Source organism: Chitinophaga vietnamensis, from assembly GCF_902167635.1.
Lineage (GTDB): Bacteria > Bacteroidota > Bacteroidia > Chitinophagales > Chitinophagaceae > Chitinophaga > Chitinophaga vietnamensis.
This window is the reverse complement of record NZ_CABHMS010000001.1, coordinates 903,997-918,727: the sequence shown is the minus strand read 5'-3', so window position 1 is coordinate 918,727 and position 14,731 is coordinate 903,997. Positions and strand designations below refer to the sequence as shown.

Genomic DNA, 14,731 nt, shown 5'->3' with positions numbered 1-14,731 from the left:
TTCTCTTACCGGTAAAAAGCAGGAAATTACCGGTGAAAATGACGGGCTGAAGTTTCACCGGCTGCGCTGTGATTATATTTCGACGGTCACCAGCGAGTCTTCGCCGGTGAGTTTGCCCAATATGCCGTGGAGCTGCTGCACCATAGGGTCGGGGCCGCAGATATAGAAATGCTGATGGAAATCACTGATCTTCTCTTTTAAATATGCTTCATCAATCACATGATGATCATAGCCCGGAACAACTTCCTGGGTGAGGGTATTGATGAAGTGATCGCCCAGCATGGCTTCAAACTCATCTTTCAGGATAATATCAGCAGCAGTTTTATTGGAGAAGATCAGCCGGTTATTGCCCAGCAGGCCATCCTGATGGAGCTGACGGAAGATGGCGATGAAAGGCGTTACGCCCGCGCCGCCGGCGATGAACACGCCTTCTCCTTTGTAATGGATCGCGCCCCATACATCGTGCAGGATCAATTCGTCGCCGGGCTTTACCTGTCCCAGCTCATGCGTCACGCTGTGATGATCATCATATATCTTGATGGTAAATTCGAGATGGTCCCAGCTGTTAAGACTGGTGAATGTAAAGGGGCGGCGTTCCTCTTCCCAGCCGGGTTTGTGCAGCGCTACTTCTGTGGCTTGTCCCGGGGTGAAGGTATAGCCGGCAGGTTTCTCCACTTTAAACCGTCTCACATTATGAGTGACAGGTACTACGGACAGTACCTTTACGATATGGCTTTCCATAGATCAGGTTTTCTTTATAAAGACTGAAAATAATAAAAAAATCACGGCTTGCTGCCGTATATCATTTGAACATTTTTTCCAATATTTTAGAGAGCGCAGATGCCCAGCGTGCATAATCCTTTCCTGATGGATGGAGACCGTCGGCGGCCACGAGCGACGTATCTGTGGCGGCTTCGCGGGTGAAGGGTGTGATATCGAGGTAATGCACGCCGAGATCCGCTGCGATGGCTTTATTGGCGACATTGTACACATTTATCTCCTTTGCGATGGCGGCACGGTCGCGGTCTGCGGCGAAAGGCGTTACGCCCCAGTCGGGGATCGACAGCACCACTACCCTGCCGGCACGGCCGCCGGCAAAAGCGATGGCCTGATGCAGCAGTGCCGCAAATTCCGTGCGGTAGTTATCCACATCGCGGCCACGGTATTGGTTGTTGACGCCAATGAGCAGGGTAACCATATCGAAAGTACCGTTGATAGCGGCTTCGCGGATACCTTGCTGTAATTCGTCGGTAGTCCAGCCGGTTACGGCTACGATCTGCGGATCGCTGACGGTCAGGCCTTGTTGTCGCAGTAACTGTACGGTTTGTGCGGGGAAACGTTCTTCCGGGGCCACACTTTCGCCAATGGTATAGCTGTCGCCCAGCGCCAGGTATCTGAGTGGAGTCATCTTACAGGTATTGATATTGTTGTTGCAAAAAAGAGCTATGCAAAATAACATTAATCTTAACATAAGCAACGATTTATATACTGCGAAAATGAGCGGGGAAAACGACTGGAATGCCTTACCTTTGCACCCGAATTACAACAATTACGTAACGCATAAAGAAACCGTTTTATGCCGGCAGAAAAAATATCGATGAACAATGGCCTGCTGAAGGTCCCTACTCACCCCATCATTCCATTTATAGAAGGCGACGGCATTGGTCCGGATATCTGGAGAGCCAGTGTGCGCGTATTCGACGCAGCTGTGACGAAAGCCTATGGCAATGATAGGAAAATTGAATGGAAAGAAGTATTGGCAGGTGAAAAAGCCTTCCAGGAAACCGGCGAATGGTTGCCCAAAACTACACTGGATGCACTGAAAGAGTACCTGGTATCTATCAAAGGCCCGCTGTCTACTCCCGTTGGTGGCGGTATCCGCTCCCTCAATGTGGCCATGCGCCAGGAGCTGGACCTCTATGCCTGTGTAAGACCTGTACGCTGGTTCAATAAAGTGCCTTCTCCTGTAAAACATCCCGAAAAAGTGGACATGGTGATCTTCCGTGAAAATACTGAAGATATCTATGCCGGCATCGAATACATGACAGGCACGCCTGAAGCAGAAAAGCTGCTCCATTTCCTCCAACATGAAATGGGCGTGAAAAAGATCCGCTTCCCGGAAACATCTTCCCTCGGTATCAAACCTGTTTCTATCGAAGGTACAGAAAGGCTGGTACGCGCTGCTATCGCTTACGCGCTGGAACATAAACGTCCGTCCGTAACGCTGGTGCATAAAGGCAACATCATGAAGTTCACCGAAGGCGGCTTCAAAAACTGGGGCTATGCGCTCGCTGAAAGAGAATTTGGCGCACAGGTATATACCTGGGAGAAATGGGAAAAAACCAAGAAAGAACAAGGCGAAGAAGCCGCCAACAAAGAGCTGAAGATCGCACTGGCAGAAGGTAAGCTCCTGATCAAAGATGTGATCGCCGATAACTTCCTGCAACAGATATTGCTGGCGCCACAGGACTACTCCGTAGTAGCTACCCTCAACCTCAACGGCGACTACATCTCCGATGCACTGGCCGCTGCCGTAGGTGGTATCGGTATTGCACCGGGCGCCAACATCAACTACGTAACCGGTCATGCCGTATTTGAAGCAACACATGGTACCGCTCCGCGCTTTGCCAACACCAACACCATGAACCCTTCTTCCGTGATCCTGAGCGGTGTGATGATGCTGGAATACATGGGCTGGAAAGAAGCTGCCGAGATCATTGTTCATGGCCTCAGCACAGCGATCGCACGCAAACGCGTTACCATCGACTTCTACAACCTGATGGATGATGCCACCCTCGTTAAAACAAGCGAGTTTGCCGACGAAGTGATCAAACAAATGCAACACTGATAAGGCTATACGCTGATGATATTAAAAACCGCGACGCAATGCGTCGCGGTTTTTTTTTTGTTATAGTAATGCCGCCCCTATGGGGCGTAACAATTTTATAACACCGCATTGCTACCAATATGCCGCCCCTACGGGGCGGTATAATAATAACAATACCACATTGCTACCAATATTGCGCCCCTACGGGGCGATGCAACATCTGCCAACATCAAGCCCCGTAGGGGCGCAATATTGGTAACATCATAGCGTCCACCAACAATACGCCCCGTAGGGGCGGCATATTGGTAGCCCAATTTTTTTTGTAAATATCCCAGCTATTTGTATTTTTCGGGATTATCCCTTAACAGGGCTTGCTTGAATAGTTGTTGTGATTCGTTTTAAACTAATTTTTAAAAAAACCCGAAATGGCAGAAAAAATTAAAGTTGCTAATCCGGTGGTAGAGCTGGATGGTGATGAGATGACAAGGATCATCTGGAAATTCATTAAGGACAAACTGATTCTTCCATACCTGGATGTTGAAATTAAATATTATGACCTGGGCATGGAGCACCGTGATGCTACCAACGACCAGGTAACCATAGATGCAGCCAATGCCATCAAAGAAGTAGGCGTAGGTATCAAATGCGCTACCATCACACCTGACGAAGCACGTGTAAAAGAATTTAACCTGAAGCAAATGTGGAAATCACCGAACGGCACCATCCGTAATATCCTCGATGGTACCGTATTCCGTGAGCCGATCGTGATGAAGAACGTACCCCGCCTCGTACCCAACTGGACAGCTCCCATCTGCATCGGCCGTCATGCTTTCGGCGACCAATACCGCGCTACCGATTTCCTGACCAAAGGCAAAGGTAAACTCACTATCAAATTTGAAGGCGAAAACGGCGAAGTGATCGAACATGAAGTATACAACTTCAAAGGCGATGGCGTGGCACTCGCCATGTACAATACCGACGAATCCATCAAAGGCTTCGCCCGCGCATGTTTCAACCAGGCGCTGATGAAAAAATGGCCGCTGTACCTCAGCACCAAAAACACCATCCTGAAAAAATATGATGGCCGCTTCAAAGATATCTTCGAAGACATCTATCAAAATGAATTCAAAGCTGAATTCGAAAAACACGGCCTCACCTACGAGCATCGCCTCATCGATGACATGGTAGCCAGCGCACTGAAATGGCACGGCAACTTCGTATGGGCTTGTAAAAACTATGATGGCGACGTACAGTCTGATACCGTTGCACAAGGTTTCGGTTCTCTCGGCCTCATGACTTCCACCCTCATCACTCCTGATGGTAAAACCATGGAAGCAGAAGCAGCACACGGTACTGTAACCCGCCACTACCGCGATCACCAGGCCGGTAAACCTACTTCCACCAACCCGATCGCTTCCATCTTCGCATGGACCCGCGGCCTCGAATTCCGTGGTAAGCTGGACAACAACCAGGAACTGATCAACTTCTGCCACGCCCTCGAACAAGTGTGTATCGAAACAGTGGAAAGCGGCAAGATGACCAAAGACCTCGCAGTTTGTATCCACGGTAATAAAGTGGAACATGGTAAAGATTACCTGTACACAGAAGAATTCCTCGAAGCACTCGACACGGCCCTGAAAGCCAAACTGAAGAAATAAAAAAAGAGAAGGTCCTGCAAATTGCAGGACCTTCTCTTTTAAAATCTCATCTCTTTCTTCAACACCTTATCTTCTCCATAAATATCATCGAAGAAAATCAATTTGCCATTGCGCCCCTCTGCTGTGAAATAACGCAGATAGATCGGGATATGCCTGGGCAGGTCCACCTGCTTCTTCTCCTCCCGCGCAATCCAGGCCCGTATGCTGTCGCCACGCGCCGTATCGGCACGTACCAGGTATTGTGCAAGACTATCCCATTGCTGTACGCGCACACAACCATGGCTCATCGCACGCATGGAATTTTTGAACAGCCCTCGGTTATTGGTATCATGCAGGTATACGCTGTATTTGTTCCTGAAATTAAATTTCATAATACCCAGCGAGTTATCAATACCATCCATCTGCCGTAACACATATGGGAAGTGGTCTTTGCTCAACTTGTTCCAGTCTACCGTCGACGGATCAACGGTGTTACCGTTATGATCGATCACTTCCAGGTTTTTGGAAGCGAGGTATCCCACATTGCGTTTGATGGCCGGTAGCATCTCTTTGAACACAATGCTGTACGGCACGCGCCAGTAAGGGAACATGATGAAGTTGGTCATATAGGAATTGAGCAGCGGCGTGCGGGTTCGCGGCGCGCCCACGATCACGCGGGATTCGAGCCTTACCTCGCCGCTGTCCATTACACGAAGCATATAGCCGGGTACATTCACCAGGATGTATTGTGAAGGCATGGAATCGGGCAGTTTGCGCCAGCGGTCCATGTTCAGGCCGGCTTGTACGAGCCAGTCGTGCGGCGTTTTGTTCAATGCAATCACCGTTCTTCTGCCGGCCACGCCATCCGGGTAGATATTAAACTCATTCTGGAACGCTTTCACGGCGGCCTTTACAGCAGCGGAATCCGGCCGGTGGCCGGTGGTATCGAGGTAACCGCCCTGTACGAGCCTGTTGGCGAGCAATCCGCGGAAAGTCGCGGTATCCGTGTAGTTCAGCGGCAGCGTGTCCCAATGGGCATTATCGTATTTTTCTTTGAAAGTGCGGATACCCTCTTTCAGCGCGAGGTAGCCGGGATGGGTAGGTTCCAGTGGCGCCAGCACTTCGCTCACCTGGTTGCTTTGCAAAGCCTGTTGCAGCTTGGCCAGCAGCTCGCTGTCGGCAAAAGCAGAATCCTTGCGAAGGGTGATACTGTCGCGAGGGCCAACGCCGTAATGCAGGTCCGACGCCATTTTCATGAAGGCGTCTGTCAGCATCACATCTACTTTGGCCCAGAGGGCGGCATCATTTTTCGCAGCGGGGTCATTGGCCAGGTGGTCCCAGGCGCCATACAGCACGGCGGCATGATATTGTGCGGGCATCAGCCCTGCCTCTTCGGCATGACGGATCCAGCTCAACATAGAATCCGCTGCCGGCTTGGCTTTGCCGTGATCAGACCATTGGCCTGCATGCTGGTGTTGCTGGTAAAAATCGCGGAGGGCTTGGGGCCGGAAGGCATGAATACTGTCTTCCATCACTCCTTCATTGTCGTTGATGTAGGTCAGGCGTTCCTTGATGTTGTCAGTGATCACTTCATCCAGTTGCCTCACATTTGCTACAATCTCTTTCTGTTTTGGGGCGGCGGGTCTTTTCTTATGATGTCCACAAGCTAATAAAACCAAGACTCCAGATCCGCATAACAAACTGATAATAAATTTTTTGTTCTTCATCTGCAGTAAATCGCTAGGTAAAGATAGCGAATTGCAAATACCATGCAGTTTTTTTTCTCGCAGAATAGCGGGAATACGAGGGCGGGCTTCGCCCGCATAAATCTGGCTCAGGATTTTATGATTGAAAGGATTACCAGGATTTTTTTTTGACTATAAGGATTAAAGGATTAGCGAAGATTAATGGGAAGATATTTGCGACGATAGCCCTTGAAGCGCTTTGAGCGCTTCAAGGGCTGGAACCTCGTTGATCTTCCCATTAATCTTCGCTAATCCTTTAATCCTTATAGTCAAAAAAAAATCCTGGTAATCCTTTCAATCATAAAATCCTGAGCCAAATTTATCGCGCGCAGCGCGCCTCCGCTACTACCGGCAGCAGTCTTTTTTCATGAATAGTGATTGTATGAATTTTAATATGCTGATCAATGTTCTTTTCATGTTTCCCGTTTTTTAAAAAGAGGTTACCACTGTGGGCAACCTCTTTCCATCACTAAAACTAAAACAACTGTCTTTATAATTTATCCAGCGGAATACGCTTCGGATCTTTCAATTGCTTGAACTGGCTCGGCGTGAGGCCAGTTACTTTTTTGAACTGGGCCGATAAATGCGCTACGCTGCTGTATCCCAGCTGGAAGGCAATTTCACTCAGGCTCAGCTCATTGTAATCCAGCAGCTCTTTTACTCTTTCTATCTTCTGCTGGATGATATATTGTTCGATAGTGGTACCCTCCTGTTCGGAAAAAAGGTTGCTGAGATAGTGATAATCTTTTTGCAATTTTCCGGCTAGCAATGAAGAGAAGTTCTCGCGCATTTCGTCGAGATCGGTGTAGTGTACCGTTTGCACAATAATACTCTTGATCGCTGCAACCAGTTGTTGTTTCTTATCATCTATCAACAAAAATCCTTCGTCTTGCAAGGCGGCGCCAATGTTGCGCAGTTCATCTTCGGTGAGTGTGCCTTCTACTTCGGCTTTCCCCAGTTGAATATCTGTTACTGCCTTCCCCTGCGCCTCCAGCACGGATCTTACCACTTTCATGCACCGGGGGCAAACCATATTTTTGATGAACAGCTGCGAGGTTTGCATATGCTTATTTTTTGATATTAAAGATATTATGTTCCACCCGTACCAGGAAGCTGTTGTACATATTTCTTGGCATATCGCCGGCCAGCTGCGTTCTGTAGCTCAGGTCCAGGCGGGTGGTGCTGTTAAAAATGAACTGTATGGCCGGCGCAATATCCAGGTAAGATCCCCTGGCAGCCGCGTCGGTATTGGTTTTGCCAAGCAATTCCACATACAGGTTCAGATTGGTTTGCTCGTAGCTTTTGTATTTGAAAGGCAGGAGCAGGTAACCGGCCGACAAACTATAGTTCACCGCATTTTTCGGGAAAACATCGGGTAGGTTATCCTTTACATTGTTCATATAACGGTTATACCCCAACGTAGTTGACAAAGCCAGTTTGTGCAGCAGCTGCGTAGCAATGATACCGCCGGCAACGCCGCTGGTGGCGCCTTCCAGGTCGATATCGGTATTGCTGTAAGGCTTGCTGGGCGCATGATCCCCCGGCGCGGGGTAATATGGATTGTCGATCACGGAACCCTTTACCCATGCCGCCATCCGGAAATGGGAATGCTGCTGGTCGAGCGACAGAAACCGGTATTTGGCATACACGCTCCCGCCTTCCGCTCTCAGCGAAGGTTGCATGGCATTGGACCCATAGCCGATCAGGTGCAGCATCAATTTTTTGTTGACGCCCCACATCACTTCCGGCTCAAAGCGCATACTGGTATTGCCGGTCTGGTCCATTTTAAAGAACTTGTTCGTCAGCCTGAAACCCATGGAGTTGGCAGGCATATTACTGGCTGGCTCGGTGCTTACATACAGCTCCTGCGCGCTGGCGCAGATGCCTGCCAACAGCAGCACAGCGATCGTTAAAAATTGCTTCATATACCTGCATTAAATAGTAACGTGATAAATCCTTTTGCTGGCAACGGGAGCGTCGGGCTTGCAGCAATCGCTCATAACACCGGTCTTGTAACACGGCATACTGGTTTCTGTAAGATGCTGCCTGAACTGCTTCGCGGAAACAAAGTCTTTATCGATCACCGTGATGTCCTTGTCGCCATTAAGCACCTGGTTTTTCACATGCATGAAATGCAGGGTATTGCCGGCGAAGGCCACATGTGCATCATTGCTCACTTTTACGTCTTTGAAGTTGGCGGTGATCACCAGTTTGCCAACAGAGAAACCGGCATCTTCCACTTTCTTTTTGATGGCGTCGATATCTACTGTTGCATCTGGTTTAAAATGCAGGATGAAGGTGGTATTGTTGAGGTCTGTATCGATATTGTCTATGAAAGGCAGTGTTTTCAATGCTTTCAGCGTAGCGTTGGAACACATGGCGCAAGTGAGGCCATTGGCTTGCAGACTGGCTTTCTTGTATTGTGCATTTGCGCCAATAGAGATGCCTAATACGAATAATATAATGGTGATGATTTTCATGATCTGAATAATTTAGAAGATAAAATAATAGTAGAGACATTACATCTGCCCACGCGGGAGATGATCAACTATTATTGAGTATCAGATCAGGAAGGTACAGTTTTGCAGGAAGATGGGAGGATGAGGAATATCCGGCGGATCGTGATGATAGCCACCAATCAATGTTTGCGGCTGTGGCAGCACGGGCGCCTGTAAAATTTTCACGGGCAGTTGCAGGGCGATATCTGTGGAGAAGTCCTGCTGCAGGGCTTTAGCTGCCTGATGTGTTTCAGTGACCTTGCAGAATTTAAATTCATTCTTGCAGCAATCCATGCCCTTCACAGGCTTGCCGCATCTTTTGCATATATCTTCCGGCGTGCCGTGAAGCTCCACGGACGCCAGTTTGCCCATGCAATAATGCACGTTTACTGTAAATCCGCTGGTGAGCGCAACATACAGCATGGCAAATAATATGACAAAAAATCGTTTCATGAATTACAAAAGTACCAAATTTTAATGAGATATCAGGCATAGCCCTTGAAGCGCTTTGAGCGCTTCAAGGGCTGGAACCTAGTTAACGAACCACCAGCGGATGCCGAGCCTGAAATCAAAATTGTTATAAGGGTACAGCGGTCCGGCGTAGTTGTTCTTGGTAAAGAAGGTATTCAGGTTCTCTGCACGTACGTAGGCAGAGAAAGATTTGATACGGAAGTGTGCAAATGCAGCAATATCCGGTGCAGCATAAGCCACCTTGGTGGTACGTTGCGGGATGAACTGCCCCAGCATCGGCGTATAGTCGTCTGCGTAGTAATCGGTATTGTAACGGAACTCCAACCCTGTCATGAGATTGAGGTTGGTGTACAAACGTTTCTCAAAGGCAAAGCGATGGCGGGTCCAGATGGTGGGCACACTCATCGGCGAAGTGCCATGTATCTGCTGGAAAGCGATATCGATATACCACGCAAATGGCGCCAGGCTCACCTTTTTGCTGAACACTACCTGCAAGAGGTTGAACAGCGAGGCAGACTGCGCACTGTGGTAATAGTCTTTGAAATAAGTGTAGTTGGTGAACAGGTAATAATTCACGGCCAGGTTGTATTTCAGCTTTTTGTTATCTGCTGCAAACTGCAACAGGGTCGTGTTTTCCTTGGCCAGGCTGGTATTGTACCAGGTGGTACGGTTGCTGTTGAAATACTTGTAAACGTAAGATGGCTCGCGGTTTACGTTGCTGACAGACAGCCGCACATCGCCCAGCAGGTCATTGATATGTCGCCGGAGCATGCCGCTCACGCTGTAATCGCCGATATTCTGTCCAATCACATAGAACTCTCCTTTGGCAGAGAAGTCCCATAGCTGGTTGCGGGTTTTGTTACGGTACTCTCCATGCAGCGCCAGGTTATTGAAATTGATGCCGGCATCCAGGAAAGTGCCGGTGATGGCCTCAAAGCGTGCGCCCACACTGATAAAGTGGCCGAGGTTGCCCCGCACGGGGAACTGCACCAGCGAGAGATCGTTGGAGATCATCTTCCATTGATGTCTGGCGAAAATGCTGGTATCTCCCCCGATGAAATCGAGGTCGTAATGTGTGGGATAATAAAAGGTATCCGGTTTGGTATCGTAATACTGGAACTTGTTGTTCTGGTAATTGAAAGTATACTGTATGCGGAACACCGGATCAAATTTGTACACATCTGTGGTATCGTTCACGTGGATGGTGTCGCCTTTGCCCCAGTCGTACTGCTGCTGCAGTAGCAGGCCGGTTTCCTGGTACTGTGATTTTACGGTGATGCTGGTGCCAAAGAAGCCATAGATGGGCACATCGAAGTTACCGAGTTTTACATCTACTGTGCGGCGGTTCTTATAGCCGGGCAGCGTGAGGAAGGAATCGTTGCGGATACCGCCATTCTCGCCACCATTAAGGTTGTTGTAATAGAAGTCGAGATAGGTATTGGCCCGTTTGTTCTTGCTTTGATAATGTGCAGAAAAACGGTAGGTATCATGATTCGTGTTCTGAGTGCGGAAATAGCCGGGGGCATTCACTTTGCGGTAGTCCAGCGCGAAGTTGAAGCGCTGGGTGCGGTTCTGCGTATGCGTTACGCCGATCACTTGTTCCTGCTTGCTGCCCACGAGGTAATTCATTTCTGTATATGGCTTCGTGGTATAATAGAAGCGGGCGCCTTCGTGGGTGTTGGCATAGATATCATAGGCGTGGAAACCCGCGTCGAATCCGGCTTTCATGTAGGGCGTCACAATGATATTACGTGCGGCGCTACCGCTGTTACCAAGGGTAACGTAGTTGGCAGGTACCAGCAGGAAGTTCTTGTTGAAGTCCGCTACAGAAGAATCGATGGTAAAATCGGTGGGTTCGCCGAGATAGCGATAGGTGAGCGTGAGCGTATCAGGCTCGTGTTCGTGCTTGCCGGTATCGCGCTGCATTTTGCTGGTGCCGCCACCGCCGCCCATATTGCCAAAACGGCCCCCCGTATTGAACTGGGCCATTAACTGATTCCCGCAAAAGCACAGCAGGGTGATGAAAATAAGAAGTTGCCTCATCCGAAAATGACAAAAACGTTTTATAGTTGCCGGATTAATTCACTAAAAATAAGCGTCAGCTTGGGTTCCGCTGCTTTGGCAGCTTCCAGCACCTCGTCATGTGTGATCACGTTCTCTTCTTCCCTGATGCCAATATCGGTGATCACGCTCATGGCAAACACTTTCAGGCCTGCATGGGCGGCTACGATCACTTCGGGTACAGTGCTCATCCCTACGGCATCGCCGCCGATGATGTGCATGTATTTATATTCTGCCCGCGTTTCAAAGGTAGGGCCTTGCACCCCAACATATACGCCGGTATGTAAAGAAATATTGTTGGCGGCGGCAATCTGATAGGCCGCGTTGATGAGCGCTTTGCTGTAAGGCTCGCTCATATCCGGGAAGCGGGGGCCCAGCGTATCTTCATTACGGCCGCGCAGCGGGTGCTCGGGTTGCAGGTTGATATGATCTTTAATAACCATAAGATCACCCACTTTGAAACCGGCATTCATACCGCCTGCCGCATTTGAAATGAACAAGGTGTGGATACCCAGGGCTTTCATCACACGCACCGGAAAGGTAACCTGTTTCATGGAGAAGCCTTCATAATAATGGAAACGCCCTGCCATGGCCACTACCGGCTTGCCCTGCATATGTCCCAGTATCAGTTTGCCGGAATGGCCTTCCACCGTGGATACCGGGAAATGTGGAATATCGCTGTACGGAATCTCTACGCTGTTTTCAATATCCTGCGCCAGGTTGCCCAGGCCACTGCCTAATATAACGCCCGCTACAGGGGCTTCCTCCCGGAATTTTCTGATATAGTCGGCTGCAGCCTTGATCTGGTCTGTTAATTCGCTCATCTGTTTATACATTATTTAAAGAAACGGGTTTTCAGGCAAACCCGCGCAAAGTTATTTTTTAATTCACAAATGACTCCGTTTTATATTTAAATCATAATGACCTATTTTAGCGGCAAATTTTATTCCGATGAACTTACACGAGTACCAGGCTAAAGAACTGTTGAAAAAATATAACGTACCGGTACAGGAAGGCATTCCGGTAGATACACCTGAAGCAGCCGCCGAGGCTTACAAGCAATTGAAAGTACAATATGGTAACGAGTTTGCCGTTGTAAAAGCACAGATTCACGCCGGTGGACGCGGTAAGGGCAAGATCCGTGGTACAGAGCAGAGAGGCGTAGCAGTAGGAAAAAATGCAGAAGATATCAAGAATATAGCCGGCAATATCCTGGGAGGCACCCTGGTGACTATCCAGACCGGCGAAGCTGGTAAAGTAGTGAATAAAGTGCTGGTAGCCCAGGACGTTTACTATCCCGGCCCCAACCCTGTAAAAGAATTTTACCTCTCTATCCTGCTCGACCGCGCCAAAAGCATGAACGTGATCATGTACTCTACCGAAGGCGGTATGGATATCGAAGAAGTAGCACACAAAACACCTGAGAAAATATTCAAGGAGTGGGTAAAACCTAACATGGCCCTCCAACCTTTCCAGGCCCGCAATATCGCTTTCAACCTCGGCTTGAGCGGCGAGGCATTCAAAAACATGGTGAAATTCGTGTCTAACCTCTACAACGCGTACGTAGGCCTGGATTGCAGCATGCTCGAAATCAACCCGCTGTTCAAAACGAGCGACGAAAAGATCATCGCGGTAGATGCTAAAGTAAACCTGGACGACAATTCCCTGATGCGTCATCCTGACCTCGAAGCGCTGCGTGATATTACTGAAGAAGATCCTACTGAAGTAGAAGCTGGTAAATATAACCTCAACTTCGTAAAACTCGACGGTAACGTAGGCTGTATGGTAAACGGCGCCGGTCTGGCCATGGCCACCATGGATATGATCAAACTGAGCGGCGGCGAACCTGCCAACTTCCTGGACGTAGGCGGTACCGCCAACGCACAAACGGTAGAAGCAGGCTTCCGCATCATCCTGAAAGATCCTAAAGTAAAAGCAATCCTGATCAATATCTTCGGCGGTATCGTTCGTTGCGACAGGGTAGCGCAAGGTGTGATCGATGCTTACCAATCCATCGGCAACATCACCGTACCGATCATCGTTCGTTTACAAGGCACCAACGCCGCTGAAGCGAAAAAACTGATCGAAGACAGCGGCCTGAAAGTGCAGTCAGCTATCCTCCTCAGCGAAGCTGCCGCACTGGTGAATAAAGCCGTGAGCTGATTTGATTATTTTATTATTTAGATATTTGGTTATTGGGCCTCAGTGGAATATTTCCGCTGAGGCCCAATAGTTTTACAATTTATTTAGTTCCTGTTGCATGTGTGCTGCGTCCATTCTCATCATGGTTGATTTGGCGATGGCCCATTTGAAATATTGCCGGGCAGCTTCCTTATCATTATTCTTGCACAGATAAGCCATTGATTGTAGCAGCTCCAAGCTCGCATGCTCGCTCAGCACAGGTTTCGCCCACTGTATATATAATGCCTGTAATGCAGGATCCTGCTGCATTTCCATCCCCATATAAAAAAGCATATAACGCACCCGGTTCTCGTTATTGTCGTGATGTGCGATCGCAAATTCCAGGAAGGCTTTGGCGTTTTTGCATTTTTTGAAGAGATAATTTTCTGCATAAAACATCTGGATCTCCTGCCAGCTGCCCGCATCGTATATACGTTGCTGTTGTTGCAGGAAAGACTCAAAGGCAGCAGCATCATAGCTTTGAGGCAGGGCCTTCATATCTTCCCGCAATAACTTCTCCAATATGTTCCGGTTAAGTTCAACCCCGAAACGTTGCAGGTAAGCCGCACGGTTCTTTATGTAGAACGTGCGGTAGTCGGCCGGTAAGGCGCCTGCCGCCAGCATCGCCTTGAAAGTATTTTCTGCGAGCTTGTCTTTTTGTTTCGCGAGGTAAGCCGTTACCTCCGCGGGGTCTGTTGGTTGGGAAACCTTGTCGTACATGGCTTTGTAAAAGGCCGGTTCATCGCCCTTCCATTCGCGGCCAAAGCCGGAAAGATAAGTGCCTGCCTTGTACCGCTGCACATTTTCGCGGAGCAGCGACAGAAAAATATCTGCGTCGGAATACCCGCTGCTGGCGCCTATCAGCTCCCCTTCCCCGGAAATGACGAGGTAGGTAGGAAAGCCGCGCACAAAGTATTTGATGCAAAGGTCTTTCCCGAATGCCTCTTTAAAAACATCGTAGCCGGTACAGATAAAATTATCCTGCATGTACTTTTTTACTTCCGGCGCCGGGAACACGCGCAGCTCCATGTCTTTACAGGCATGGCATCCTTCGAAATAAGTGTCGATGAAAATGGGCTTGTGTTCTTTCCTGGCTTTTGCAGTGAGATCGGCCCAGGAGCCTTTGATAAACTGGGTACTGTCCTGCGCGGACGCGGCCAATGGCCACAGCGCTGCTATCAACAGCGCCTTAATGGTGTGTTTCATGGTCTTTGATGTTAATGGTGGTTCAGGGATGAAGCTATAAAAAAATTTTTTCTCTGCAAGTATGGAATTGATGTACGGTTGATCATCATGCAAAAAAATCAACGC

General features: G+C 48.9%; 13 protein-coding genes. 3 read left to right on the top strand and 10 right to left on the bottom strand.

Annotated elements, in window-relative coordinates; genetic code table 11:
* Nucleotides 1-72: 72 nt before the first annotated feature.
* The gene (locus FPG75_RS03790; protein WP_143305220.1) at nucleotides 73-741 is read right to left on the bottom strand and encodes an FAD-binding oxidoreductase; all 669 of its coding nucleotides are present in this window, start codon (nucleotides 739-741) and stop codon (nucleotides 73-75) included.
* 61 nt (nucleotides 742-802) lie between these two features.
* Nucleotides 803-1,408 (bottom strand): SGNH/GDSL hydrolase family protein, encoded by a 606-nt coding sequence (locus tag FPG75_RS03785; protein WP_201747877.1) that lies wholly within the window; start codon nucleotides 1,406-1,408, stop codon nucleotides 803-805.
* 168 nt (nucleotides 1,409-1,576) lie between these two features.
* On the opposite strand from FPG75_RS03785, the gene icd reads away from it, so the two are divergent.
* The gene (gene icd / locus FPG75_RS03780) at nucleotides 1,577-2,848 is read left to right on the top strand and encodes an NADP-dependent isocitrate dehydrogenase (RefSeq protein WP_143305218.1); all 1,272 of its coding nucleotides are present in this window, start codon (nucleotides 1,577-1,579) and stop codon (nucleotides 2,846-2,848) included.
* Between the two features lie 404 nt (nucleotides 2,849-3,252).
* The gene (locus FPG75_RS03775) at nucleotides 3,253-4,485 is read left to right on the top strand and encodes an NADP-dependent isocitrate dehydrogenase (RefSeq protein ID WP_143305217.1); all 1,233 of its coding nucleotides are present in this window, start codon (nucleotides 3,253-3,255) and stop codon (nucleotides 4,483-4,485) included.
* 38 nt (nucleotides 4,486-4,523) lie between these two features.
* On the opposite strand, the gene FPG75_RS03770 is transcribed toward FPG75_RS03775, so the two are convergent.
* The 7 genes from FPG75_RS03770 to FPG75_RS03740 form a co-directional block, all read right to left on the bottom strand.
* Nucleotides 4,524-6,071: a L,D-transpeptidase family protein gene (locus FPG75_RS03770; protein WP_161596655.1), complete on the bottom strand. Its 1,548-nt coding sequence runs from the start codon at nucleotides 6,069-6,071 to the stop codon at nucleotides 4,524-4,526.
* 628 nt (nucleotides 6,072-6,699) lie between these two features.
* On the bottom strand, nucleotides 6,700-7,272 hold the full coding sequence (locus FPG75_RS03765) for a helix-turn-helix domain-containing protein (protein ID WP_143305215.1): 573 nt from the start codon (nucleotides 7,270-7,272) through the stop codon (nucleotides 6,700-6,702).
* A 4-nt stretch (nucleotides 7,273-7,276) separates the two neighbouring features.
* Nucleotides 7,277-8,134, bottom strand: coding sequence for a transporter family protein (locus tag FPG75_RS03760; protein ID WP_143305214.1), 858 nt, complete (start codon nucleotides 8,132-8,134; stop codon nucleotides 7,277-7,279).
* A gap of 9 nt (nucleotides 8,135-8,143) precedes the next feature.
* Nucleotides 8,144-8,689 (bottom strand): heavy-metal-associated domain-containing protein, encoded by a 546-nt coding sequence (locus tag FPG75_RS03755; protein ID WP_143305213.1) that lies wholly within the window; start codon nucleotides 8,687-8,689, stop codon nucleotides 8,144-8,146.
* Between the two features lie 81 nt (nucleotides 8,690-8,770).
* On the bottom strand, nucleotides 8,771-9,160 hold the full coding sequence (locus FPG75_RS03750) for an HYC_CC_PP family protein (protein ID WP_143305212.1): 390 nt from the start codon (nucleotides 9,158-9,160) through the stop codon (nucleotides 8,771-8,773).
* Nucleotides 9,161-9,238: 78 nt separating this feature from the next.
* Complete coding sequence (locus FPG75_RS03745; protein ID WP_143305211.1) at nucleotides 9,239-11,221, bottom strand: putative porin; 1,983 nt, start codon at nucleotides 11,219-11,221, stop codon at nucleotides 9,239-9,241.
* Nucleotides 11,222-11,241: 20 nt separating this feature from the next.
* Complete coding sequence (locus FPG75_RS03740; RefSeq protein ID WP_143305210.1) at nucleotides 11,242-12,063, bottom strand: purine-nucleoside phosphorylase; 822 nt, start codon at nucleotides 12,061-12,063, stop codon at nucleotides 11,242-11,244.
* 127 nt (nucleotides 12,064-12,190) lie between these two features.
* Between FPG75_RS03740 and sucC the strand changes: the two genes are divergently transcribed.
* Entirely contained in the window at nucleotides 12,191-13,402 is a 1,212-nt protein-coding gene (sucC, locus tag FPG75_RS03735; protein WP_143305209.1) for an ADP-forming succinate--CoA ligase subunit beta, read from the top strand.
* A gap of 72 nt (nucleotides 13,403-13,474) precedes the next feature.
* On the opposite strand, the gene FPG75_RS03730 is transcribed toward sucC, so the two are convergent.
* A complete protein-coding gene (locus tag FPG75_RS03730; protein ID WP_161596654.1) occupies nucleotides 13,475-14,626 on the bottom strand; it encodes a thioredoxin family protein in 1,152 nt (383 codons plus the stop codon).
* Nucleotides 14,627-14,731: the final 105 nt, after the last annotated feature.

Bases quoted from the DNA above. Each gene is read 5' to 3' on its own strand.
- FPG75_RS03790 (WP_143305220.1), bottom strand. From the start codon at position 741: ATGGAAAGCCATATCGTAAAGGTACTGTCCGTAGTACCTGTCACTCAT.
- FPG75_RS03785 (WP_201747877.1), bottom strand. From the start codon at position 1,408: ATGACTCCACTCAGATACCTGGCGCTGGGCGACAGCTATACCATTGGC.
- icd (WP_143305218.1), top strand. From the start codon at position 1,577: ATGCCGGCAGAAAAAATATCGATGAACAATGGCCTGCTGAAGGTCCCT.
- FPG75_RS03775 (WP_143305217.1), top strand. From the start codon at position 3,253: ATGGCAGAAAAAATTAAAGTTGCTAATCCGGTGGTAGAGCTGGATGGT.
- FPG75_RS03765 (WP_143305215.1), bottom strand. From the start codon at position 7,272: ATGCAAACCTCGCAGCTGTTCATCAAAAATATGGTTTGCCCCCGGTGC.
- FPG75_RS03760 (WP_143305214.1), bottom strand. From the start codon at position 8,134: ATGAAGCAATTTTTAACGATCGCTGTGCTGCTGTTGGCAGGCATCTGC.
- FPG75_RS03755 (WP_143305213.1), bottom strand. From the start codon at position 8,689: ATGAAAATCATCACCATTATATTATTCGTATTAGGCATCTCTATTGGC.
- FPG75_RS03750 (WP_143305212.1), bottom strand. From the start codon at position 9,160: ATGAAACGATTTTTTGTCATATTATTTGCCATGCTGTATGTTGCGCTC.
- FPG75_RS03745 (WP_143305211.1), bottom strand. From the start codon at position 11,221: ATGAGGCAACTTCTTATTTTCATCACCCTGCTGTGCTTTTGCGGGAAT.
- FPG75_RS03740 (WP_143305210.1), bottom strand. From the start codon at position 12,063: ATGAGCGAATTAACAGACCAGATCAAGGCTGCAGCCGACTATATCAGA.
- sucC (WP_143305209.1), top strand. From the start codon at position 12,191: ATGAACTTACACGAGTACCAGGCTAAAGAACTGTTGAAAAAATATAAC.
- FPG75_RS03730 (WP_161596654.1), bottom strand. From the start codon at position 14,626: ATGAAACACACCATTAAGGCGCTGTTGATAGCAGCGCTGTGGCCATTG.